General features: G+C 35.4%; 20 protein-coding genes. 14 read left to right on the top strand and 6 right to left on the bottom strand.

Features of this window, described 5'->3' with window-relative positions; all coding sequences use genetic code 11:
• Window positions 1-18 precede the first annotated feature (18 nt).
• The 4 genes from KUV80_RS16950 to KUV80_RS16935 are packed head-to-tail and all read left to right on the top strand — an operon-like array spanning window position 19 to window position 7,163.
• Window positions 19-3,027: a type I restriction endonuclease subunit R gene (locus KUV80_RS16950; protein WP_222463924.1), complete on the top strand. Its 3,009-nt coding sequence runs from the start codon at window positions 19-21 to the stop codon at window positions 3,025-3,027.
• Complete coding sequence (locus tag KUV80_RS16945; RefSeq protein ID WP_222463923.1) at window positions 3,020-4,288, top strand: restriction endonuclease subunit S; 1,269 nt, start codon at window positions 3,020-3,022, stop codon at window positions 4,286-4,288. The genes KUV80_RS16950 and KUV80_RS16945 overlap by 8 nt, the downstream gene beginning before the upstream one ends.
• A complete protein-coding gene (locus KUV80_RS16940; protein ID WP_222463922.1) occupies window positions 4,285-5,400 on the top strand; it encodes an AAA family ATPase in 1,116 nt (371 codons plus the stop codon). Before KUV80_RS16945 ends, KUV80_RS16940 begins: the two co-directional genes overlap by 4 nt.
• 11 nt (window positions 5,401-5,411) lie before the next feature.
• Window positions 5,412-7,163: a type I restriction-modification system subunit M gene (locus KUV80_RS16935; protein ID WP_222463921.1), complete on the top strand. Its 1,752-nt coding sequence runs from the start codon at window positions 5,412-5,414 to the stop codon at window positions 7,161-7,163.
• A 345-nt stretch (window positions 7,164-7,508) separates the two neighbouring features.
• Here KUV80_RS16935 and KUV80_RS16930 read toward each other — a convergent pair whose 3' ends face one another.
• Window positions 7,509-7,760, bottom strand: a complete 252-nt coding sequence (locus KUV80_RS16930; protein ID WP_222463920.1) for a hypothetical protein — start codon at window positions 7,758-7,760, stop codon at window positions 7,509-7,511.
• A gap of 121 nt (window positions 7,761-7,881) precedes the next feature.
• Complete coding sequence (locus tag KUV80_RS16925; RefSeq protein ID WP_222463919.1) at window positions 7,882-8,196, bottom strand: helix-turn-helix domain-containing protein; 315 nt, start codon at window positions 8,194-8,196, stop codon at window positions 7,882-7,884.
• Window positions 8,197-8,418: 222 nt separating this feature from the next.
• Between KUV80_RS16925 and KUV80_RS16920 the strand changes: the two genes are divergently transcribed.
• The 5 genes from KUV80_RS16920 to KUV80_RS16900 are packed head-to-tail and all read left to right on the top strand — an operon-like array spanning window position 8,419 to window position 15,944.
• A complete protein-coding gene (locus KUV80_RS16920) occupies window positions 8,419-9,156 on the top strand; it encodes a TnsA endonuclease C-terminal domain-containing protein (protein WP_222463918.1) in 738 nt (245 codons plus the stop codon).
• The gene (locus KUV80_RS18865) at window positions 9,131-11,203 is read left to right on the top strand and encodes a Mu transposase C-terminal domain-containing protein (protein ID WP_222463917.1); all 2,073 of its coding nucleotides are present in this window, start codon (window positions 9,131-9,133) and stop codon (window positions 11,201-11,203) included. Before KUV80_RS16920 ends, KUV80_RS18865 begins: the two co-directional genes overlap by 26 nt.
• A 29-nt stretch (window positions 11,204-11,232) precedes the next feature.
• Window positions 11,233-12,111: a TniB family NTP-binding protein gene (locus tag KUV80_RS16910; RefSeq protein ID WP_222463916.1), complete on the top strand. Its 879-nt coding sequence runs from the start codon at window positions 11,233-11,235 to the stop codon at window positions 12,109-12,111.
• A gap of 58 nt (window positions 12,112-12,169) precedes the next feature.
• Window positions 12,170-13,951: a TniQ family protein gene (locus KUV80_RS16905; protein WP_222463915.1), complete on the top strand. Its 1,782-nt coding sequence runs from the start codon at window positions 12,170-12,172 to the stop codon at window positions 13,949-13,951.
• Between the two features lie 19 nt (window positions 13,952-13,970).
• Entirely contained in the window at window positions 13,971-15,944 is a 1,974-nt protein-coding gene (locus KUV80_RS16900; protein WP_222463914.1) for a TniQ family protein, read from the top strand.
• Window positions 15,945-16,320: 376 nt separating this feature from the next.
• On the opposite strand, the gene KUV80_RS16895 is transcribed toward KUV80_RS16900, so the two are convergent.
• Window positions 16,321-17,817: a hypothetical protein gene (locus KUV80_RS16895; protein WP_222463913.1), complete on the bottom strand. Its 1,497-nt coding sequence runs from the start codon at window positions 17,815-17,817 to the stop codon at window positions 16,321-16,323.
• A 187-nt stretch (window positions 17,818-18,004) separates the two neighbouring features.
• Complete coding sequence (locus tag KUV80_RS16890) at window positions 18,005-18,481, bottom strand: GNAT family N-acetyltransferase (RefSeq protein ID WP_222463912.1); 477 nt, start codon at window positions 18,479-18,481, stop codon at window positions 18,005-18,007.
• 409 nt (window positions 18,482-18,890) lie between these two features.
• On the opposite strand from KUV80_RS16890, the gene KUV80_RS16885 reads away from it, so the two are divergent.
• From KUV80_RS16885 to KUV80_RS16865, 5 genes are all read left to right on the top strand, one after another.
• Entirely contained in the window at window positions 18,891-20,036 is a 1,146-nt protein-coding gene (locus tag KUV80_RS16885) for a SagB/ThcOx family dehydrogenase (protein WP_222463911.1), read from the top strand.
• 21 nt (window positions 20,037-20,057) lie between these two features.
• A complete protein-coding gene (locus tag KUV80_RS16880; RefSeq protein WP_222463910.1) occupies window positions 20,058-21,230 on the top strand; it encodes a SagB/ThcOx family dehydrogenase in 1,173 nt (390 codons plus the stop codon).
• A gap of 93 nt (window positions 21,231-21,323) precedes the next feature.
• On the top strand, window positions 21,324-22,514 hold the full coding sequence (locus KUV80_RS16875) for an MFS transporter (protein ID WP_276516680.1): 1,191 nt from the start codon (window positions 21,324-21,326) through the stop codon (window positions 22,512-22,514).
• A gap of 231 nt (window positions 22,515-22,745) precedes the next feature.
• Window positions 22,746-23,141, top strand: coding sequence for a thiol-disulfide oxidoreductase DCC family protein (locus tag KUV80_RS16870; RefSeq protein ID WP_222463908.1), 396 nt, complete (start codon window positions 22,746-22,748; stop codon window positions 23,139-23,141).
• A 378-nt stretch (window positions 23,142-23,519) separates the two neighbouring features.
• Window positions 23,520-23,855 (top strand): hypothetical protein, encoded by a 336-nt coding sequence (locus KUV80_RS16865; RefSeq protein ID WP_222463907.1) that lies wholly within the window; start codon window positions 23,520-23,522, stop codon window positions 23,853-23,855.
• A gap of 501 nt (window positions 23,856-24,356) precedes the next feature.
• Here the strand turns inward: KUV80_RS16865 and KUV80_RS16860 are convergent.
• Together KUV80_RS16860 and KUV80_RS16855 are read right to left on the bottom strand one after the other, a co-directional pair.
• On the bottom strand, window positions 24,357-24,686 hold the full coding sequence (locus KUV80_RS16860; RefSeq protein ID WP_222463906.1) for a DUF962 domain-containing protein: 330 nt from the start codon (window positions 24,684-24,686) through the stop codon (window positions 24,357-24,359).
• 77 nt (window positions 24,687-24,763) lie between these two features.
• The gene (locus KUV80_RS16855; RefSeq protein ID WP_222463905.1) at window positions 24,764-25,192 is read right to left on the bottom strand and encodes an SRPBCC family protein; all 429 of its coding nucleotides are present in this window, start codon (window positions 25,190-25,192) and stop codon (window positions 24,764-24,766) included.
• Window positions 25,193-25,315 lie beyond the last annotated feature (123 nt).

Raw genomic sequence — 25,315 nt, 5'->3', positions numbered from 1 at the left:
ATGGGGAGATTATTAGGCATGAAATCTGAAAAGCAAATAGAGATGGAGTTTATTGAGAAGCTTCGAGATTTAAAATACAAATATCGGGAAGATATTCGTGATAAGGTGGCGCTTGAAGCTAATTTCAAAGAACATTTTGAAAGACTGAATCGTGTGAAGTTAAGCGATTCAGAATTTGCACGCCTTAGAGATAGTATTATCACTGCAGATGTCTTCACTGCATCAAGAACTTTACGTGAAATTAACACCTTCAAGCGTGATGATGATACGCCGCTGCAATACACCCTTGTTAATATAAAAGACTGGTGTAAAAATGAATTTGAAGTGATAAACCAACTACGCATTAACACGGATAACAGCAACCATCGTTATGATGTTATTATCCTCATCAATGGGGTTCCTGTTGTTCAGGTTGAACTGAAGTCACTGCAAATCACACCAAAAAAAGCAATGGAGCAAATTGTAGAATATAAAAACGACCACGGCAATGGTTATACAAACTCGCTGCTTTGCTTTATGCAGCTTTTTATTGTGAGCAATGAGAGTAATACATATTATTTTGCCAACAATCATAAGGAGCACTTTTGTTTTAATGCAGACGAGCGCTTTTTGCCAATTTATCAAATGGCAGATGAGAACAACATCAAAATTACCCATCTCCATGATTTTTCTGATAAGTTTTTGCCAAAATGCACTCTTGGGCAACTAATAAGCCGTTACATGGTACTTGTGGTAAGTGAGCAAAAATTGATGGTTATGCGTCCTTATCAGATTTACGCTGTTAAGGCAATAATGGACTGTATTGATCAGAATCGCGGAAATGGATATATTTGGCATACTACCGGAAGTGGTAAAACACTTACATCGTTTAAAACATCAACACTTTTGAAGGATAATCCTGAAATTGAGAAGTGTTTATTCGTCGTTGACAGAAAAGATCTTGATAGACAAACTCGATTGGAGTTTAATAAATTTCAAGAAGGATGCGTTGAAGAGAATACCAACACAGAAAGCTTAGTTAAACGGCTCACTTCGGATGATTATCGTGACAAAGTTATTGTTACCACAATTCAAAAGCTTGGGCTGGCTCTTAATGAGGATAGCAAGCGTAACCAAGAGAAAAGGAAAAGGGGCGAACCTACCTACAAAGACCGTCTGGCGAAGCTCACTTATAAACGTATTGCCATTATTTTTGACGAATGCCATCGCTCACAGTTTGGCGATAATCATGAATCAATTAAAAGCTTTTTCCCAAAAGCCCAGCTTTTCGGATTTACCGGAACACCAATATTTGAAGAAAATGCAACATATAAGCAAATTGATGGCACGGTCGGTTCTTATATCACAACAAAAGACGTTTTCGAAAAAGAACTTCATGCCTATACCATAACCAATGCAATTGATGATCGCAATGTGCTTCGCTTTCACATCGATTATTTTAAGCCGGAAGTTTTCAAGAAAGCAGCAAAAGTCTCTGACGCTGTAAGTAAAAAAGCGGTTGTCGAAGCAATACTATCAAAACACGATACCGTTACTAATGGTAGACGATACAATGCGATTTTTGCCACAGCTTCTATCAACAATGCAATAGAATATTTTGAGCTCTTCAAGTCGTTACAAGAGGAACGTAAAAAGAATGAGGGCGAAAGCTTTAAGCCGCTTAATATTGCCTGTGTTTTCTCTCCACCGGCTGAAGGAAACAAAGATGTTAAGCAGTTACAAGAAGACCTACAGCAAGAAAAAGCCGATAACGAACAAGAGCCCGAGAAGAAAAAGGCTGCACTTAAAAGCATCATTGATGACTATAACTTGCAGTACGGCACAAATCACAGCATAAACGAATTCGATTTATACTATCAAGATGTGCAAAAACGCATCAAAGACCAACAGTACCCTAATTCCGACTATCCGCATGTTAACAAAATTGATATAACTATTGTGGTGGATATGCTTCTAACAGGATTTGATTCCAAGTATCTAAACACCTTGTTCGTTGATAAAAACTTAAAGCAACATGGCTTAATTCAAGCATTTTCAAGAACAAATCGTGTTTTGAACGATACAAAGCCTTACGGAAATATTCTTGACTTTAGAGGGCAAGAAAAAGATGTAGATGAAGCAATTGCGCTGTTCTCTGGAAAAGAAAACAGTAGTAGGGCAAAACAAATTTGGCTTGTTGACCCCGCTCCTGTTGTGGTTGAAAAGCTGGATAAAGCAGTTGCCAATCTTGAGAAAATTATGGAATCACAAGGGTTAGAATGTAAGCCAGAGCAAGTGAGCAACCTTAAGGGCGACGCCGCACGAGCTGAATTTATAAATAAATTTAAGGAAGTGCAGCGCCTTAAAACACAGCTTGACCAATATACAGATATCAAAGAAGAACAAGCGGTGAAAATTGAAGAACTGTTGCCGGAAGACACTTTGCGTGCGTTCCGTGGTGTCTATATTGAAACTGCCCAAATGTTAAAAGCACAGCAGGGCAAAGATAATAGGGATAAAGATCCGGTGATTGAACAGCTTGATTTTGAGTTCGTTCTATTTTCCTCTGCCATTATTGATTATGACTACATTATGTCACTAATTTCGAGATATACACAACCCGATGTGCCTAAACAAGAAAAAATGAGCCGTGAGCAGCTCATTAGTTTGCTTTGTTCCAATTCAAATATGATGGAAGAACGTGAAGATATTATTGCGTATATCAGCACATTGGAATCTGGAAAAGGGTTGGATGAAAAGGCAATAAAAGCTGGATACCAAAAATTCAAGGGAGAAAAAGCAGTAAAAGAAATGGAATCAATTGCAAACAAACACGGTATTGAACCTGCATCGTTGCAATCCTTTGTAGATGAAATTATAGTGCGCATGATTTTTGACGGTGAAAAACTAAGCGATTTGTTAGAGTCACTAGAGCTTGGCTGGAGAGACAGGACAAAGAAAGAACTAGAATTGATGGACGATTTAATCCCGCTGCTTAAAAAGCTTGCAGGCGGACGTGTGATTGTGGGGCTGAATGCATATGAATAAAAAAGAGAATACGACGTTGGTGCCGAGGCTAAGGTTTCCGGAGTTTCGCTCAACGGGAGAATGGAAAATAAGTACGCTAAGTAATTTAGTAAGCAAAATAACAGTAAGAAATCAAGATAAAGTAATAAATCGCGTTCTTACAAACTCAGCTGTTGAGGGAGTTATAGACCAAAGTGATTATTTTGACAGAGAAGTTGCAAACCAAAATAATCTTGAGAAGTATTTTGTGATAGATGAAGGGGACTATGTTTATAATCCTCGTATATCTGTAACTGCTCCAGTTGGCCCGATATCTAAAAATAAAGTCGGAAGGGGTGTCATGTCTCCGTTATATACAGTGTTCAGGTTTGAGAATCCTAATAATGATTTTTATGAGCAGTATTTTAAAACAAATCTCTGGCATTCCTATTTAAAAAGTGTCTCAAATACTGGTGCAAGACATGACCGTATGAGCATTTCAAATGGTGATTTTATGAAGATGCCTTTACCTTACCATTCCGAGGCTGAACAACAAAAGATAGCCAACTGCCTTTCTTCGCTTGATGATCTTATTGCCGTTGAAGATGAAAAGCTTACGACTCTTAAAGCATATAAAAAAGGTTTGATGCAAAAGATGTTTCCCGCTGAAGATAAGACCGTACCAGAATGGAGATTCTCGGATTTTAAGGACAGCGGCGAATGGGTAAAAAAGACTCTTGGTCAATTAGGTGAGCTTGTCTCCGGGTTAACATACAGTCCAGATGATATTAGAGATAATGGTTTGCTTGTTTTAAGATCATCAAATATTAAGAACAATGTCATCACATTAGATGACAACGTTTATGTTAGAACAGATATAAGCGGTGCCAATCTTTCTTTTGAAAATGATATATTAATTTGTGTCCGAAATGGTTCGAAAGCTTTGATAGGTAAAAATGCGATTATTCCAAAGGACATGCCTTTGTGTACTCATGGCGCGTTTATGACAGTTTTTAGAACGAAGTACTCCAAATTTGTGTTTCAACTACTCCAATCAAGGGCTTATGATAAACAAGTGAAAGCTGATTTGGGTGCAACCATAAATTCAATTAATGGAACCCAATTGAAAAAATATGTCTTCTATATTCCACTGGATATTAAAGAACAAGAAAAAATAGCTAACTGCCTTTCTGCTTTAGACACCCTTATAACCACACAGGCAGAAAAAATTGAATCTTTGAAAGTTCATAAAAAAGGCTTGATGCAAGGACTATTCCCATCTATTGAGGAGGTGGGTGAATGAGTTCTCAATCGATAACTTCTTTTTCTGATTTAAATGCGCTGGCTATCCATTTTAGAACGGTTCTCGATAGCAAGAAGTATGTTCTTCTTTTTGCATACAATGGTACAGGCAAAACAAGACTTTCAGGAGCGTTTAAAGACTTAGGGAAACATCCTATTCCTGAAAGTGAAGAAAAAACGCGAGATACATTATATTACAATGCTTTCACAGAAGATTTATTCACTTGGGATAACGACTTAGAGGGAGACACCAATAGACTGTTATATATTAATAGAAATTCTCGTTTTTTTGATGGCTTAAGAGAGCTTGAAATGGAAAGTCGTATTCGCCCGTTTTTAAGTAGGTATGCTGATTTTGATTTTTCAATTGATTACCAAAATTGGACGATTGGTTTTACACGGGAAGTAAGAAAAAATGACGGAACTGAAAAAATAGATAACATAAAGATTTCTCGTGGCGAAGAAAATATATTTGTATGGTGTTTTTTTCTGGCGGTTGTTCAATTAGTTGTTGACCAAGAACCGTCCTACAGTTGGGTTAAGCACATCTATATCGATGATCCCATCTCATCACTGGATGATAATAACGCCATTGCAGTAGCAAGCCATTTAGCGCAGATGTTAAAGAGCCAAGAGGATATTAAAGTAGTCATATCTTCACATCATTCTTTGTTTTTCAATGTAATGTATAATGAGTTTAAAAAGGCAAAAGGAAAGGACTATCTCTTATTAAAGAATAAGGAAACAGACGAATACCTCATTCAAGAAACCAAAGATACTCCATTTTTTAACCATGTTGCATTAATAAAAGAGCTAAGCGAAGCAGCGAACACAGGTAGGCTCTATACTTATCACTTCAATATTTTGCGAAACATTCTTGAAAAGGCAGCATCGTTTCATGGATTCAAAGACTTCACCGAATGTATTAAACGCGATGAAGATGACCCGGATGGAATCACATTTGCAAGATATGTGAACATATTAAGCCATGGGAACTATTCGCTGTTTGAGCCCATTGAAATGGTTGAAGATAATAAAGAGGTTTTTAGAAAAATTTTAAGGGGTTACATGGAACTATATCGATTTAACCCTGAACTATTTACCGAAGAATAGAGGGCAAAACAATGAATGCACAACAAAAAAAATTAGGCGCAACACTTTGGGGAATTGCTGACAAATTGCGCGGGTCCATGAATGCTGATGACTTCCGTGATTATATGCTGTCTTTCCTCTTCCTGCGCTATCTTTCAGATAATTATGAAGAGGCGGCAAAGAAAGAACTTGGCAGCGATTATTTACAATGTGAAGAAGAAATAAAAAAAATCACAGTTGCTGCCAATCAGGATGATGTTATTAACGCATTGAAAGAACAGATAACAGACTATTTCAATAAACAGCAATTGGATAGCAAGGAAAAAAACACAATAATTGAAGAACATGAGGTGTTGTTGGAAAGCAAAAAGTTGACCCCACTTGTTGTGTGGTATATCAACAATTTAGATCAAGTGGCTACGTTTGAAAAGCAAATGCGACGTAAGGTTCATTTTGTAATTAAACCACACTATCTCTGGGGTAATATATATGAATTGGCTCGCACACAAAATAAGTATCTTTTGAAAAACTTGCAAGCAGGCTTCAAATTTATAGAAAACGAATCCTTTGATAGCACGTTTCGCGGATTATTTTCTGAGGTTAACCTCGACTCTGACAAACTTGGAAAGAATTATGAATTACGCAATACAACGCTGTGCTCAATAATAACTGCTATTGCAGATGGATTATCGGAGTTCCCTAATGAAAGTGACCTTTTGGGTGATGCGTATGAATACTTAATTGGGCAATTTGCGGCGGGCTCAGGTAAAAAAGCAGGAGAGTTTTATACGCCCCAGCAAATTTCAACCATCCTTTCTCGAATAGTCACACTTGATAGCCAAGACCCAAGCACAGGTAAAAAGAGGCAACTCAAAAACGTACTTGACTTTGCGTGCGGTTCCGGCTCGCTTCTTATTAATGTTAGGAAGCAGCTTGGTGCTAATAGTATTGGTCAGATATACGGACAGGAAAAAAATATAACAACTTACAATCTTGCTCGTATGAATATGCTTCTACATGGGCTTAAAGATTCCGAGTTTAAAATATTTCACGGAGATTCACTGCTAAATGATTGGGACATTCTCACTGAGATGAACCCAGCAAAAAAGTTGGAATGTGATGCAGTAGTAGCCAATCCGCCTTTCAGCTACCGCTGGGCGCCTAACGATACTCTGGCAGAGGATTTCCGCTTTAAAAGCTACGGCCTTGCACCAAAATCAGCAGCCGACTTTGCATTTTTACTTCATGGGTTTCACTTTTTAAGTGATGAGGGAACAATGGCAATTATCTTGCCTCATGGTGTTCTGTTCCGTGCTGGAACAGAGGAGAAAATCAGAACAAAGCTACTCAAGGATGGGAATATTGACACGATTATAGGTTTGCCTGCTAACCTGTTTTTTTCAACAGGTATTCCGGTTTGTATTCTTGTGCTTAAAAAATGTAAAAAATTTGATGACGTGCTGTTTATTAATGCAAGTGAGTACTACGACAGAGGTAAACGGCAAAATGTCCTATTGCCAGAGCATATCGACAAAATAGTTGAAACATATCAATATCGAAAAGAAGATGACAAAAAATACTCTCGCCGTGTATCTATGAAAGAAATTGAAAAGAATGATTTCAACTTAAACATTTCAAGATATGTTAGTACGGCTGCGGAAGAAGAAATTATTGACCTTGCAGATGTAAAAAAGAGTTTGGATACAATAGAAGATACCATTAGCAAGGCTAAGGCTAAGCACAACCAATTTCTAAAAGAGCTTGGTTTGCCTGAATTGCCATAAAGCAAGAATGTTGTGTTAGGTATAACTGAAAGCCATTTAATAATTGGCTTATAAAAAATGATAGCTATTCCCTTCTTTCTCTGCTTCTAATCATTACCCAGGACAGCTTTAAACAGGGTTTTCGGCTTGGCGTCAAGTTAACAACTGTACGTATCCTAAACCCTTCCACATTCGGGGTATCAAACTTAATTTCAGTAAAGGGAAGTTCTTTTGGACCGTTTAAAAGTCCAGATAAACCATAAAACTTTTAATAACGGTGAACGTGTTTTAAGTTTATTAAAAACAAACGACTTTAAAAATGTCGTTTGTTTTTTAAAAATAAATAACGATTTACAAGCCAACATTCTAAAAGTTATAACTATTTAGTTCGTCAATTATAGCAAAATCCTTTTTTGATAATAACGGTAATTCCTTGTGATCAATTTCCCTTAAAAAACCATAATCAATATTTGAGGTAATCAATGTCCATTTATTAGTAGATAAAAACCCGTTAGAATATTTATCTATACACTTTTTCACATAATCTGTTGATTGCCCTTTTAAATAACATTCATCAACAATATTTGCATTAACAGTATATAAAACGAAATATTTCATCATTATCCTCCTTTTTTCTATATTTCGACAAAAAATAAAACAATCCTTGTAAAAAATTAGGAGTTTAAAAATTAGAATAAAACACCTAGTAAAAAATCTCGCTAATACGCGAGATTTTTTACTAGGTGTTTTGTATTTTAATATCGATAATTTTTTGTACTTCTTCTTGATCTTTAATAGGCAATTGGTTAAATGTAGTCAATAATTTTTTATTCTTATTATCAATGAGTTTACTTTGGTCCCCTAAAAGTATCCAATCTGTTGATACGCTGAAAGTAATACTAGTAGATATTACTGTATCAACAGAAGGCCTAGTTTTACCTTTTTCAATATCACTAAGAGAACTCTGTTTAATACCAATCTTAAAAGCAAACTCTTTTTGATTGAGTTTATTCACCTCCCTTAATTCCTTATAGCGTAGTGCGATATCGCACATACAAACACCCTTTCTCAAACTTTTTTAATCGCCCCTATATTTAACTCCTACAGGTGTTAAATATATTAAAAATTATAGCTGTTTTTATATTATCAGTAAATTTTATCAATAGTTAGAGTAGGGACTTTGTGCTATAAAGAATTATTACTTTTTACACATTGAATAATATAGATAAATCTATACATAATATAGATATAACTATAATGATAAAGGAGTTAAAGGATGAAAAATTCAAGTTATCCTCCCGTTCGGAAAGTGAATAACAAACAAAGTAGAAGTGTCCCCCACATTGTTGGGTCGTTTTATAGTAGTAAAATGAAAAACGTTATTCACTATGAATCTTTAAGTGAATGTTATTTTTATTTTTTTCTAGACTTAAATCCCAATGTTCAAGCTTTTTATCCTCAGCCAGTAGAGATTAAAATTCCAACAAAAAACAAAGAGGGAGAAAGTGGGTTTTGGCTACATGTTCCGGATGTTTTAGTAAGATGGGAAGATCAAACATATCCAACGTTATTTCAGGTTAAATATGAAATTTTGGAAGATAAAAGACAAGTGTTAATTAATAAATACTGTGAACTGTATTCCGCAAAACAAAATTGGAACTATAAAGTTGTTGATATTGTAAACATCCCTAAAGTCATTATGAAAAATATAAAGTTTTTACACAGTAATCGTAAAGAAAGAAGCTATTTTAAGAGTCTTGTAGGCGACATCATTAGCAAAGTAAATTCCGAAGGTGTGATAACAATAGAAAATTTACTAAATATGTTAGAAGATAGCCATGAAAAATTAATGGTATTACCTGCTATATACTATCTAATAGCAAATGGGTCTCTTTGGGTGGATCTAAAAAAGAATATTAATAGGGAAAGTGAAGTTGCGATTGGATCAATTATAGAGCAACTAAATATTTTAGAGGAGAATAGATATAGTGAAAATTACGAGTTTGAAAATTAATTCAGAAATCGAATATTCCGGTCTCAAGTTCATTATACACGCTCTAAATCCTCCCAATATTACCATATTTCAAAAGGATGGTAAGACTGACCCCATAATTATTAATTACTATGATTTAATAACGAATGATTCTTTTATCCCTAGCAATCATATTTTGAATACTATCGAAAAAGATAATGAGAGTTATTATTCTATTTTAGATACCCTTAATGAAAACAAAAGAGAAAAAGTATCTAAACGGTTCTTAATTATCCGTCCCTTATTAGTATTTGAAAAGTTAAAGTCTGGTGATTTTACAGCATATGTAGAGTTTATAAAAAATTATAAACATTTGTTAGATGAAAACGATAATGTTGAACGCTTGAATCAAGAACAGCTGCTTACAAAATTAGAATACCATTTTGAAATTTCAAAAAGGACTATTCAGCGGTATTTATCAAATTATAAAAAGATGGATGAGATAAAACCAAATAAAGGTGAGGAAGGTTTAATACCCAAAGGGGGTGAAGGGTATAAATATCGTACGGATAACAAAGTGATTCAACTCTGTCATCCTAATAAACCAGACTTTATCATACATACTCTTCATACACGTCTCGACGAAAAATATGTCTCTATTATTAAATCTGTAATTGAAAAGGAGTATCTAAACACACATAAAATTAGCAAAAGAAAAATATATGATTTAATTGCAATTCAATGTTTAAAAATGAAGCTTAAAATTCCTAAAGAAATTACAATTTATAAACTTTTGGACAGAATTCCTTCTAAAATAGTTGAAAGAATGAGATATGGAACAAAAGCTGGACAAAAATACGAGGACGTAATAAGAGGATATGCAAATGAAGAAGCTTTATTTCCACTCCATGTAGTAGAAATTGATCATACTCAGTTAGATATAGATGTATTAGATGAAAAAGGAAATGTGACTGGACGACCTTGGATCACTTTAGGTATTGATCTTTATACAAGAATGGTATGGTGCTTACATATTTCTTTTGAGCCACCATCTGCAAATAAAGTAAGGAAAGCAATTCAACAAGGGGTTCTTTTTAAGGGTACAAAAGAGAAATATAATACTTTAAAAGAATGGGATTTATTTGGAATTCCCCAAAGTATAGTATTTGATAATGGTACAGAATTTAATAATGCAGAGGTTAAAAGAATAGTAGATGAAGTGCTTAAATCAAATATACGTTTTAGACCAATTGCAACCCCTAGATATGGTGGTACAATCGAAAGATTTTTTAGAACAATAAATATGAAATTAATCCATCAATTAAAAGGTACTAGAAAAAGTAATGTTCAGGACTTAGGCGAGTATGACGCTGAATCAAATGCACTTCTAACATTAGAGGATATCACTGAAATATTAACAAGATACATTACAGATGTTTATCATTTTGAGGAACATAGAGGTCTTCCTCTAGAATCTAATACACCTATAGTCCGCTATTATGAGGGGTTACAGCTAAGCGGGTATCCAGAATTTGTACCAGAAGATGAGACGGAAGTATTTAAAATTGAATTGTTACCGACAGTTTTAAAACCATACACAAGAGATGGAGTTAGATTAGACAACCGTTTATATAGAAAAAGTGATTTGTCTCTATTGATTAATAAGAGAGAGATTAAATATAAAGTGAAATATGATATTGATGATATTTCTTATATTTATATTCAACTTCCTGAATCTAGTGAGTATGTAAAGGTATTTTGCTATTCTCCTTCTGCTGATGTATTGAAGGGTATAAATCAATATACATACAAACTTTTACTTAATTCATTAGCAGAAGAAGGTCGTATCAAGAGAAATAAAATAGTCTCTGAAGAAGATCTCTTATATGCGAAGGCAGCTCTACAAGAAGTAATAAATAAAAAATATAAACGTAATCGTGGCGTTAGGCAACAAGCCAAAAGAATGAATCTAGACATTGATGTAAAGATACCAACAACAATTAACATTTCAACCAAGGAAGAAGCATCTATTGATTTATTATTGGAAGAAGCTATGAAAGCATACGAAGATCAACTAATGAATGAGTAAATAAATATATGGATATGGAGGAAAGTTTCATGAATCCCCACAAAGAGTTTGTCCAAAGAGTAAAGAATATCCAAGTGTTGCACCCACAGATGGAGTCAATTTTTAAAATAATGGACTCTCATATTAAAAGACCAGGAAAGACAAGGCATTTATTTGTTACAGGCCCATCTAATATTGGTAAGACAAAACTGGCTGAGATATATCTAAAAAAATATCCAGAGTATGTTATTACTGAATCTGACGAAACAGAAATAACAGTAAAACATGTAATCTATATGGAAACTCCACATCCTTTTACGCTCATGGAATTTTATCATGAGTTATTAGATGCTTTGGGATCGCCTAGATTAAAAGGAGCACCTAAAATAAATGATTTAAAAACCAGGGCATATTATTTAATGAAAAGACAAGAAGTAAAGATGGTAATTATTGATGAAGTGAATAATATTTTGACGTCAGGATTTAACGCTAGTAAAGCCATGGATACAATTAAACAGATGGCCAATAAAACAAAGGTTACTCTTGTTCTTATGGGAACTCCTGAAGCAATAAAGTTAAGAGAATTAGATGACCAATACAAGTCAAGATATAGACCTAAATCATTAAATCGTTTTGAGAAGTGTGACGAAGAGTTTTGTAGACTATTAGAAGAAATAGAGACACATTTGGCGCCACCCCAAAAAATTGGACTTGGAGATTTGAACTTGAAGTATCCACAACTACTACATTTATTTTGTAAAGGTAAACTAGGGTTCTTGATTCCTATAATCCAAGAAGCGTACGATATGCTAGGACTTTTTAATGAAGAGTGTCATGATATATCACACTTTAGGTTAAGTCCGAAAGTAATAAAAGAAGCATTTGAAATAATTCAGGGAGATAAGTTTGATGATAATTTAACTTATTAGGAAATCTTCTCCGTTTGTTTGGAAAGAATTAATAAAAAACAAACGGAGAGTGGTAATTTTGTTTGAGTTACCTATAAAGGTTAATCCCTTTTCAGATGAATCACTTTTAAGTTATTTGATGAGAGTTTCTAAGGGTAATCATATTAACCTCATATCTTTTTTAAATAATGATGTGGGTGTGGTTAAAAACATACAAGCAAGTGAACTAGGGATAATTAATATTAATCCCACAAAAATGATTGAAATTGAAAAATGGAAAACGTTTAGTAGGCAAAGTAGTGATCCATTAAAGATGACATTTTATTATGGATTAGTACATTTCACTCCAAATAATGATTTAACTCACTCAAGGTTTTTTTCTAATATTTTCACAGACACCTTAAAATTTTGTCCTATGTGCCTTAAAGAGCAAAAGTATTATCGCCTACTTTGGGAGATAAATAACTTGAAAATTTGTTTAAAACATAAAATAGCTTTAAACGATCGTTGTGATAAATGTGATTGTTCAATTGATAAAAGAGTAGTTCATAAAATTGGATTTTGTCCAAATTGTAATGCGGATTTATCAAAACAAAAAATGGACCTAATAGAGACAAACATAGAAAAGCAAAAGTGGATATATTACTTTTTTAAGGTGCTGCTTGATGAACAATTAATTTATTTAAGTCCTGAAGAAGTAGCTTTCAAGCTTTTATTTATAATGAATGGATTTGAAACAAAATTTAATCGCACAAATATTAAAAATAAGATTTCAAAGAATAAATTAGCAAACTTATTACAAGTTAGTAGAAGTTCGTTAAGTCAGAAAAGAATTGTTCATCTTCAAACAATTATAGATATTCTTTATTCACATAACATTCCTTTAATAGAATTTTTCAATATGAAAGTACCTAAAGAGTTCATCAACACTATACTGTGTGAAAAGATTCCTAAATATAGAAAGCAGCAATGTCTTGCTCCATGGTGTAACTTTTATCAGAAGGAAGGTTCGCTGGTTAAGACAGGAGTTTCATTGAGAAGACAAACAAATGGTGAAGTTCTTAAATACTATATGTTTTGTTCTTCATGTGGATGTGAATACGCCGTTAACGAGATGAATGATCTTGTAGAACGAACAAATTTCATAAATATATATAAAAAAATTATAGTGGTTCCCAATAAAGAGTACAGCTTTACTCAGCTAAGTAGTCTACTTAATCTTACAAATGAAAAGTTGAGAAGAGTATTGGCATTTTTTCGAACTAGGATTCCTCTTATTTGTGACCCGATACCCTCTGTAGAAATTAAAAAAAACCAGTTAGAAATGTTTATAAAAGAAGTGGGTAATGGGGGCAAGATTAAAGATATAAAGAGAATGAAATGTTGGAGTAGTTATGATGAATTTCTAACATATCGATATCATATTGATACCATTAGATCATCTTTTGAATATGAAAAACCAAAAGAAAATATAAATGAAAAAGACAGGGATAGAAAAGAAACTTTGATTAATCTGTTAAATAAAATGTATGAGTTAAATAGCGATATTACATTATTAAATACTTGTAAGGAATTAAATGTGTGTGCTGAGACGATCAGGAATTGGGGATTTAATGAGATTATTAAAAAATACAAAGTTAAACAAAAAAAATATCGATTGGAAAAGTTAAAAGAAGAAATATACGGGAAGGTAGATAGATATTTTGAGACAATCCCAGAACCAGAAATCACTTCAAAAAGTTTGTATCAACACATTAATTTTAACAGGACTATTCTATGGAGAAAAAATCCGGAACTTACAGACTATATTTCGTACAAGTTAGATACTCAAAAACATGCCCGTCAGCATTTGTATAATTGAAGTCATAAAGGAAGGTCAAATGTTTACTATTAGAATAAAACCTAAGGTAGGAGAAAGCTTAACAAGTTATTTATATAGATTAACAAATGAGAATAAAACAAATTTAATTAACCTAGCAAATACTGTTGTATTACCTGGAAAAAAACGGTATACAATTATCAACTTAGATTTATCTATAAAAAATAATTATAATATCGAAATGTTAGCTAACCTTACAGGTCTATCAATTGAAAGCTTATTATCCCTCACTATCGTTCCTTATCATACAAAATTCGATCTATTTATAAATATGTTAAATAAGGAATTTGAGACTAATGTGAGGAAAGTGTGTCCTCTTTGTATAAGTAAAGATAAATATTTTAAGTTGATTTGGCAAGTGAAAGAAATTGATATATGTAACGAACATTTAGTAAAGCTGCAGAAAAGCTGTGGAAAATGCGGTTTAGAATTTCAATACAATGAAAAAGATTTAATGCTAAATCACATTTGTGGACAATGTAAAAACCCCATTATTAATGTAAATATGGAAGATTTATTGTCACTTGATAAAATTGGAGAACAAGAAAGGATTTACAATGATTGGTCATTTTTATTATCCCAACATATAGAACCTCCAATAATTAATGGGTATTCCACTGAAGATTCATTAGTAATTAAATATATATATTTTATACATCAACAAAAACAAACAGAATATATACCAATTCCTTTTTTTCAAGATTTTTATAACAACCTAATAGCAAGTATAAGGAAAGGAGCCAAGTTTAAAAAAAACCGAAATCTAACACCAATAAATTTATTTAGAACACTAAGATATTTTAACGTCGAACTTCAAGACTTTTATAAGCTGCAAGTACCTTCAAGTTTTATCGAGAAAATTAAGGGGATAACTTTTGATGAATCAGGAGATTGTTTAGCTCCATGGTGTGAAGGATTTAATAAAAAAGGAACTTTAAAAAAGGCAGAGATGGGTAGAGTACTAAAATATAAACGTGTAACTATATGTGAAAAATGTAATTTAACGTATGGTTATAATAAAAAAAATAATAATTGGGAAAACATTGATAAAATAATTCAAGACTATAAAGTTTATTCACAAAACCTTTATGGTATTAAAAAACTAGATGATTTTTATAAATGTAATAACTTACTAAGTGATTTTAGAATGAACTTTCTTCTTGGATACTTATTAAATCATTCACTAATAAATATCATGGAAGCAAACGATATCAAAAAAAATTTAAATCAAAAACAAATGCAATTAAAAAAGCTAATTCTAAAAACTAAATCTGTTCTGTGTTTAAGATCAATGGCAAGGGAACAGTACGGTTGGAATGATATTAATTTTTTTTTCGTTTATCATACTACTGAAATTCAACGGTATCTTTTTTTTGATCTTAAACGCGATAGGAAAATAAATAAAGATAAAGAGCTGAAAATAATTTTGAAAAAAAGAGTAGAATCATTTCTCGATGATATATTAAAGAAAAACCGGCTCTTAACTTTGGAAATGGTTGCCCAGGGAATAGATATTAATGTAAAAACGTTAAGAAAATATGGGTTAAATGAAATAGTAGTAAATGCAATAAACCAACAAAAAAGAGAACACCTATTAAAAGAAAAGGCGAAGTTTAAAAAAATAATAAATGAATATATTAAGCATTGTATTGAGGATAATATTAGACCTAATAGCAGAGTGCTTTTTAAACTCTTAGGTACAACTCACAGTACCCTGAAGAAAAACCATCCTGACATATGTGATTTAATTAAAACAAATTTTAAAATGACTAATGAAATATTACATACTAATATGCTAAATGAGTATAAAATAAAATACAAAGTAGCAATTTCAAAAATTATAAACGAAGGTAACTTCAAACTGGCTTATTCAAGAATTAATAAGGAAGCTCAATTAGGTGTGGATTATTTACGTAGATATCCTGAACTTAGAGTTTTTGTTGATACAGAAATCAAAAATTGCTTGAAACAATAAATGCAAAGCCTTTCTAAAATAGGCGAAGAAGTATAAGTAAATTTAAAAGTTTTGATAAAGGCAAATTTATATTTAATTCCTCTGAGCCATCTAATACTATAAGCCGTTACACCAATGAAAAATGAAAAAGATTAAACAATGGAGCTCTCGATTTATGTCGAATAAACCTAGATTTTGATTAAGTTTAACTAAACGCAAAATGAGTAACCCTATTTACCATCGAGAGGGTTACCCATTTTCCCCCTATTATACTAGGCTTTTCCCTTCTATCCACTTGTGACGAATACATAAGTTCAAGCTCTTAATATTGTTACCTCAACATTCAATTTTATTATCCGCTTTACCACTATTTGTGATACGGTTTACCGTATCGCTCTCATCGCATGCTTTCGGATCTTTGTTGCGGGGCGCTAGATCCTCGAACTTCCTGCGTTCCCAGCGGCACCGAGGCAATTACTACACTACCAGAGTCGGTGCGACACACTAGTTCTATGCGGTCATACCGCTCCCAGTCCGGCAGCACGTTCTTGAGGATCAATGCGACCTCTTGCAGCAGGAGGGTCGCTTGGTAGTCCGGGCCACACACACCTAATTCAACACGGTCCGCCGATTTGGCTGCCAGATCGGCGATCGCTGTAGCGCGCACCACCTTGGTGTATTGGGGCCAGCGGACAAACTTGGCCACCTTGTTCTCGAGTATTAGTTGGAACAGACGGTGCCGCTTGCCATCATTGGTCGATCGAACCAGGATGTCCTCCATGACCTCTACAGGCAACCACGCCCGTTGCCACGCCCGGTGCTGGCCTCGGTGAGCACGTACGGCGCGATCGTACAGTTCGGACTCGGCGGGTGCTCGCACAGCGTTTTTCGTAAGACCATTAGAGTACATCGGCACTGAGGTGAACGGCCACTCCTCGGACTGTCGTATCAGTACCGTGATCAGGACCACGCCTGCGAGTAGTCCCACGGCGGTGAACGCCCCCCCCAAGGGAACATTAGAGGCGATGCTCGCATGGTCGGTTAGGCTTGGTACAATCAGAAGGAGGTAGCACCACATTTGCACCCAGTACTTGGGACGCATCACGCACAGGATGCCTACGTGCAGCCAAATCCAGCATACGATCAACGGAACCCGCCACGAGGAAACGAAGATCGCGACAGGGGCCGACAGTTCGATCAGCACGGTCAGAGACGCTAACACCCGGCACAACACCGGGCTATTCACCAGTAGTCGGGTCATGAAGGGCCAGAGGGACGGCGAGTACTTGATATAGAACCGCAATGCGTCACCATTTAACCACCCGAGGCCACCGTAGAGGAGCTTGGACACTCCGCCGGCGAAAATCGTGTAGGACAGGAATAATAGCAGCAATAGCGGGGCGAACCCCGAAGTGAACGCCGATTGATCGGGCACCAGCAGCGGCCAGTTCACGTACTTGGCGAGTAGACCGTCCAGCGAGAAGTCGTATGACACCGAGAAGCACAGGGCCAGCAACGCGTACAGCGCTGAGTGCTTCGAGTGATGGGCGCCTAGCGCACCAGCATTGACCATATGCAGGAACGCGAAACCCAGGAACGTCAGTACCCCAGTGACCGGCTGGACGAACCCGGCCGCGGCCGCAATCCACATTGCGATCGTCAGTTTAGTCACAACCGACAGCACGTGTGGACTAACCCAGCGGAGGCCCAGTAGCCGCAATGCCAAGACCGGTGTGTAAAAGGCTCGCTGGGTGCTGCCTATAATCTTTGCCGCCTGCAGCGGCGACGGGAAGTCGACATAACACAACACCAGCAAGCCAGTATAGAAGACCGCCCGAAGCACCCCGGACACCGGTGCCATCTCGAACAGCCACCATTGCGTGACCATATTCATCGTCATACCCCTCTCAAGGATAAATTCTCACCATTGTCATAGTGTCGATAATTCCTGGACCCATTAAAAGAAAGGCATTTTTAAGTGCCTAATCATATGGATTATAATTTAAAGTTCGGAAGACTACTTAATAGTCTAATGATTGTTCCTGACTTGCTATCGTTCAAGTATAATACGAGTTTAGTTTTCACTTGCTTCTGAGATGTTTTTTCATCTTAATGCTTGTTGGAATATACCCCATCTTCGTATATAACTGATATGCACGTTTGTTGTGCCCGAAAACATGTAACCCGATTGAACTTACATTCATCGAGGCAAGGTCAGTTTCAAATGCAATAAGTGCCTGCTCTCCATATCCCTTGCCTTGAAATTCTTCGTATATCTGAATGCTGTAAATAAAAGCTGATTTCTCACCCTTGTTTTCTTTGACTGCATACCAAACCGTGCCTATTGCACCTACTACTTCGTGATGCAATGAACACAGAAAATGACCATTCGTTTGAATCCCTTTAGGTAATAGTTCATTTGTTTCTTTGATTGCTCGTTCAATCGATTCTGATGGTGTCCATCTGCCTTCCTTTACATTTTCTTCGGCATACTCTCTGACTGTCTCCTCGAAGAACCTTTTATATTGTTCTTCTTTCATTCGAACCAGATTTATCATGGATGTTCCTCCAATTACTCGACATACCTAGACTAATTCTTGCCGGACAAAATAAACTATGAAGTCGGCTTCGGTTACAGATTTCTACAGAAATTTAATAGAAAATTACAAATTATCTTAAATTAATACTACAATGTTTTTTGAAAAATTACAATAAATCACAATAAATTACAATAAATTACATCTTGACTTAATATTAACACCTAGTTAATATAGGTACCAGTAATGTAAGGAGGTGGGTAAATTGGCTAATACAGTAAAAGAAGAGACATTTGTTTTTGACGAACAGAAAGAACTGAACGTTATTATGCACCCGTCCGACTGAGGATTGGCATGAGCGGAACCGAACCACCTGAACCACAATCAGGTGGTTCTTACTACTATTCCTGCTTGGAAAGGGTTTGAGAAAATGTCACGATTGCACCGTTATTATTTAGCACCTGATTTAGTCATCACTTATCCAGATGGACAACCGCAATTGCTTCTGCCGTCTGTAAAACGCACTTTTAAAGTTGATTGGAAGGTATGCGAGATTATCTCCATGTTTTCGAGTGAAGACACAAGCTTGCAACCGATTTTTTCAGAATCAATGGTAACCAGTATTATCGATCACTTGGTCAAAAATGGAATTCTTATTGACAAGGAAACTGAAGATAATCTGGCTACTGAGCAAATCGTAACTGAATGGCAAGATTGGGATGAATCATCTTGGTTCCTTCATTTGCAAACAAAAGATACAAAATTTGAAACCACTGAAGAAGGTCGCTTACAAAATGTTGATAAATTCAGAAAAATGTCATCTCCTCCACCACAATATTTCAAGTGCAACTGCACTTCATCTAGCATCAAACTACCGACTCCCAGCAAACTTTTAGATCAAACTTTGGTCAACTCTTTTATGCAACGGAGAACCTGCCGACGATTTTCTGAAGAGCCAATTTCACTACAAAATTTAGCCGATGTTCTGTTTTACTCTGGTGGGATTCTTTTCACAAATGACACACACTCCTATGGAATCGTAGCCAAAAAGCCCTCTCCCTCTCCGGGTGGACGTCATTCAACAGAGCTTTATCCGGTTGTGAATGCATGTGAAGGTTTACGAAGCGGTGTGTACCATTACTGTCAAAAACACCACGCTTTGCATCTTATAGAGGCAGAGGAAGTCGTGAAGCCATTTCTAAACGAAGTCTTATATGGGCAAGACTATTTCCTGAATGCCGCAGTTACAGTTTTTTACACAAGTGTTTTAGATCGTTTAAAGTGGAAATATAAGACCAGTAGAGTCTATCGGCTCATGCATCTAGAAACAGGCCATTACGCGCAAAACTTTTTACTTACCTGCTCTGCTCTTGATTTGGGTGGTTTTGTTACTGCAGCATTCAAGGATAGTGTGATAGAAGAGAAATTGGGTGTTTGTGGGATTCGGGAAGTTGCGATGTACGTCTCTGGTATCGGCCATATTGTGCCCGATGAGAATAAGCGATCAGATATTGAATATGCACAAGTACTACCTGAAGGAATAGAGATCTGTCTCCCTATAGGAGAGCATAGTTAAAGAAAGGGGGAAGAGAAATTAATGGAAGATATCCATGAATACATACTTGCATCAGACTTGATTATTACTTACGTCAATAAGAAGCCTCATTTGAGGTTACCTTCTCAACATCGTCGTTTCGAAATTGACTCGAAAGTCATGTGTGTTGTCTCTGCATTCACAGGAAACAGAGAAGAGACTTTACCTAGGCTAGAAAAAAACATTTCCAAAAAAACAATACGAGCTATAGTTAATAAGTTGATTGATGTCGGTGTTCTCATTTCTGTGAACGAACAAAAACAATCAAAAACCACGGAAATAGTTAGGGAGTGGGCAGATTGGGGAGAATCCACTTGGTTTGTCCATCTGGAAAGTCGTGATGCCAAATATAAGTCGGCTGATGAACTGGGTGAGGAATTTATGAAGTCTTCCGAGCCACATCCTCCCACATACAAATGTAACTGTGAAAAATCAAAAATCACTTTGCCTAAGCCTAGCAACTTGTCAAACATGACACTTTCCGATGCATTAACACTTAGAAGATCCTATCGAAACTTTTTGCAGGAATCAATTAAGCTTCAAGAACTTTCCGATCTTCTGTATTATACAGGCGGAATCCTCTTCAAAAATTCGACTCGGTTCTTTGGACAAGTTGCAAAGAAGGTTGCTCCTTCGCCAGGAGGTCGTCATGCAACGGAATTATATCCGGTCATAAATAATTGCGAAGGTCTGGAAAGAGGAATTTATCATTATTGTCAAAAACACCACGCCCTGCATCTTATTTCAAAAGAGGAGGATGTTAAATCTTTTTTAAATGAAGCATTGTATGGCCAAGACTACTTTCTTGATGCATCCGTTACAATTTTTTATACAAGTGTTATAGATCGACTTAAATGGAAATACAAAGGCGCACGCATTTATCGACTTATGCATTATGAAACTACTCACTACGCTCAAAACTTTTTGTTAACGGGAACAGCGCACAAATTAGGCGTATTCATGACGGGAGCTTTTAAGGAGAGTTTAGTTGAATCAAAACTAGGTATTGATGGCATACATGAAGTGCCCATGTATGTGACAGGAGCGGGACAAAAAGATGAAATAGGTCCATATGCTCGCGCGGGTATCGAGCTAAGTGAGAACGTACCGACAGATTTTAAAATTGTCCTTCCAAAAGCTCTTGCTTCTACTTCTGAGCAAAAGGTACTAGGGTAGGGAGGAAATAACATTAAAAGTTCTTGGTTTCAGTATTCGACAATAAAGAAAGTAGTTCAATCCCAACCTTGGAGTGGGCCATTTCTAGGGGCATTGTTTCTAGATTCATTCGGCACAGGGTTAACCATGCCATTTTTAGTTCTTTTTTTTCTAGAAACGAGTGGCCTTTCGTTGGAACAAGTGGGTCAAATGCTATCAATCAGTGCATTTGCTGGAATACTTGCCATTCCTGTCTGTGGTATGATCGTGGATCGATTAGGTACAAAGCCTGCTGCTCTTGCAAGTTTTTTGTTTCGAGGGATTGGAACTCTAGGATATTTGATATTCCATAATATTTGGGGAGTGACAATCGCAATGACCATTGTTATCTGGGGACAACGTGCGTGGCCAGTTGCGAACCAAGCGATCATCACACAACTTGTGCCCAGTGAGAGTAGAACTATGTGGTTTGGGAGTTCTCGAAGTTTACGAAATTTAGGGAATTCTTTAGGTATGCTCATAGGTACAGGTATCATTGCAGTATTCAATACACCATTTGCTTATAAGACCTTAATATTCATTGATGCAATCAGTTTTCTTATTGCAGCCGTTTTAATTGCAAAAATTCCATTGCGCAATCAACCAAAGGTAAAAAAAGAACCGACTTCCAAAAAAGCTTTTGCGATTCGTTTTTCATTCGACCCAAACTTAATGCGTTTTTTGGTAGCAGTTGCACCAATTACCTTTATGTACGTTGCATTAGTATTCACATTGCCAGCATTTACAAAGGAGATAAGTCCGGACCTTAGCTGGATTGCCGGTGTGTTATTTACAGTAAATAGCCTGGCCGTTCTAGTCCTTCAGATCCCTCTGTTATTTTTTACACGTCGCTTAAGTGATATGAATAAAATGATCGTCGGTTCGGTTGTTTTAGGCTTCTCATATATCATTTTCTTAGGAAGTGCGCTTTTAGGATCTGAACACTTGAACTTTTTTATTCCACTTCTATTTGTTGGAATTCTTTTTTTTAGTTGTGGAGAACAACTTTTTTATCCAGCGTCTGCAACGATTGTGGGGGAAATTGGTCCGGCTGAGAAAAGAGGGCAAAGTATTTCTAATTATCAGCTACTCTTTGGAATTAGTAACGCAATTGGTCCCGTCATTGTAGGATACTTATTAACAAGGAATATTTCCTTATCTTGGTCGTTTTTTGTGGTACTTGCTTTTCTTGGCGTATTCCTACAGTGCGTGTTGTTACCCAAAAAATATGGACAATCACTTTCTCGCGAAGAGAGAATTTCTTAGTGACAAATCAATAGTCTGCAAGTCATTTTCACTGAAACATGGTATTGCACCTCCGTGTCCACCGACTTTTTCCTCACAGGACTCTTGAGATGCCTGCAATGCGGCGCGGCACAATAATTCGAAAACTATATCCAAACGACTTTAATGCAACACTAGTGATGCGCAACAAATCTTTGTATCGTAAATAATAATGATGTGAATAAACTACCGAATAAAAGTGGGAGATATGTGATGCATCATAAAGTTGAAGTTTACTTTGATGGAAATTGTCCATTTTGTTGCAGTGTGCAAGCCAAACTCCAACAACTAGATTGGATAAAAAAGTTATCATTCGTTGATTTCAGGAATAATGAAGTGAATGGCATTGATATTGATGCTTTAAATCAAAGAATGCATGTTAAAAATTTATCAACTGGTAAAATAACAATTGGAATATACGGTATCAAAACAATATTTCAACGAATACCGATATTAATGCCTCTTCTTCCGTTCTTGTATTTACTGATTGCATTAGGTTTAGGTCAAATCTGTTATGATTTTGTGGCTGAACGTCGGTTGATCGTCCCCGTAGGTCATTGCACAGAGAGTGAGTGTAAACTTCCGGAAAACTCGGCTGACAAATTGTAGACTTCCCCAACGTGGTAGGATCAGCGAAGCTGTCACCACCCGCAATAAGGAATTGTCAAGGTTATAAGTTGTTTAAGTTTAATAATTCCAATACATATACCCCCCTCCTGTTTTGGATGGGGGTTTTATAAAGTTGATAAATAAGAATACTTTAGCAATACAGTCATTTAAAAATAATAATTTTCTTCAATAATCGCGCCCGAATGTAGAAGATATTCTATAAAATTCAACTCTTACTACAAGGTTACTTTTTCAGCAAACAGGTGCATTTCTTAAAGAAGGTGAAATGCACTTTTTTATTGAACTTATTCAGCAAACGTGCAGGATTGTGGAGTAACTTAATTAACTAATCGATTAAAAAGGAGTAGTAATTTGAAGATGAAAATTAAAATTTCTATTGTTATATGTCTTACTTTTCTTATTACTGGGTGTAATTTATTTAAAAATGATAAGTTGCCGATAGAAATGATTGCTTTTAATTACTTAACAAATGAAGAGCAAAATAAAATTCCAGTATCTCCTAAAGACTCCGTAGTCAAAGAAATAACTGTTAGTGAAGAATTAGGTCAAAAATTAGGCGAAAAATTAATCGGTAAAACGATTTATACAGTAACTTTTAACCATACCGAAGACGATTCTACAGGAAAACTTGTGGTATATGTTGCTAAAGACAAAAAGACAGTAATAGGAAAAGGATACGAGAAGAAAAAGTAAAATAGACTAAATTAATGGGTTCTCTTCTGAGGGAGAGAATTTAAAATTATAGCTTAAATAAGCATACCAATTTAATTGGTATGCTATTTTTTTATATCAACGTTCCAGGACATTTTAGTAATAAATTAGCGAATTACGATTTTCCATATTATTTATGGGAAAAGCTAAAGTAATAGTAATTACCTTACTAACACTTTATATTGCATTTATATTTACTGATCTTTTACAGCAAAATTACTAAAATAAGCTGAATCGGTTGAAATATTAATTATTAAAGTACGACGAAAAATGACAAAAGCAGTTATAATAAGTGGTAATTACGACAACTTAAGATATAAGAGATGTTAAAAATTAAATATAAAAATATCTAAAATTTATCACATAAAATGACAATATTAAGTATAGCTCACAACCCATCTGTTCTGGATATGATTCCAGAATCGGTGGGTTTTTTATAATTTCGTTTTTATCGCTTTACACAAAATAAACCCCATCTCTAGTTTAGAGAGGGGTGTTTTGATTTGTTTTATGTAACTCTTGCTGTAACTGTCCAAACAGAATCAGGCGATACATACGGAAATCAGCACGCAATGACCAAAATGGATGTCCAAACGTAGCGGGTTTGTTCCCTTCAATAAAAAAGTGACTGAACCAAGCGATTCCATATGCTACAACGGGTGCGGCTAATAAAAACCAAAGACTTTTCCAAATCGCAAGTACAATAAAAAGAAAGACAGAAGACGTACCGACAAAGTGCCACGCTCGCGTTGATGGCTTGCTATGCTGTGAAAGATAAAATGGCCAGAATTCTTCATAATTTTTAAAGTTCATTTTAGCATCCACCTTTTTATCAGTTTATTTAATAGTTCTCCTACGCCTTATACATTCCTTTAAAGTACTTTTTTATTTTATCTATTTTCAAATGCTTGTTTTAGGTTTTCTAATTGACCGGCATCCGATTTCTTAATTGCCCATTTAATTACTGGCGTTAATAACTTTGAAAATCCTTTCGTGTCACATTTTGCGACAAGAGTGATTTTCGTCAAATCGTTCTCTTGTAAAAACATATACGTGTAATCAGCCTGAAAATTTCCTTGTATAGAGGTCAACGTAGCTTTAGTCATCGGTTCATATTCGGTAAGAATGGTAGAATGTTCTTTTCCTCTAGCTTGGAATACAAATTTTGTTCCTTCTTTTATGTCACCTTTGGTTTCTTTTTCAATGAAAGGAATGCCTTTCATCCATTTTGAAGCATTTTCTTCTAGATGGATAAAATAATACCAAACATCGTTTACACTGCCATGAATGGTAACGGTTTCTGAAAAAATCTCATTCATCAATAAACCTCCGCTCTTTAGATAAAAATAAATTAAATGTATATGTATCAAATGGTATACTTTTGTAAATCTCTTAAAAGTAACAAATCCTATAATCTTCATTTAAGTTTGACACTGTTCTTC

Source organism: Fictibacillus nanhaiensis (assembly GCF_019801215.1).
Taxonomy (GTDB): domain Bacteria; phylum Bacillota; class Bacilli; order Bacillales; family Fictibacillaceae; genus Fictibacillus; species Fictibacillus nanhaiensis_C.
This window is presented reverse-complemented; position numbering and strand designations above follow the sequence as displayed.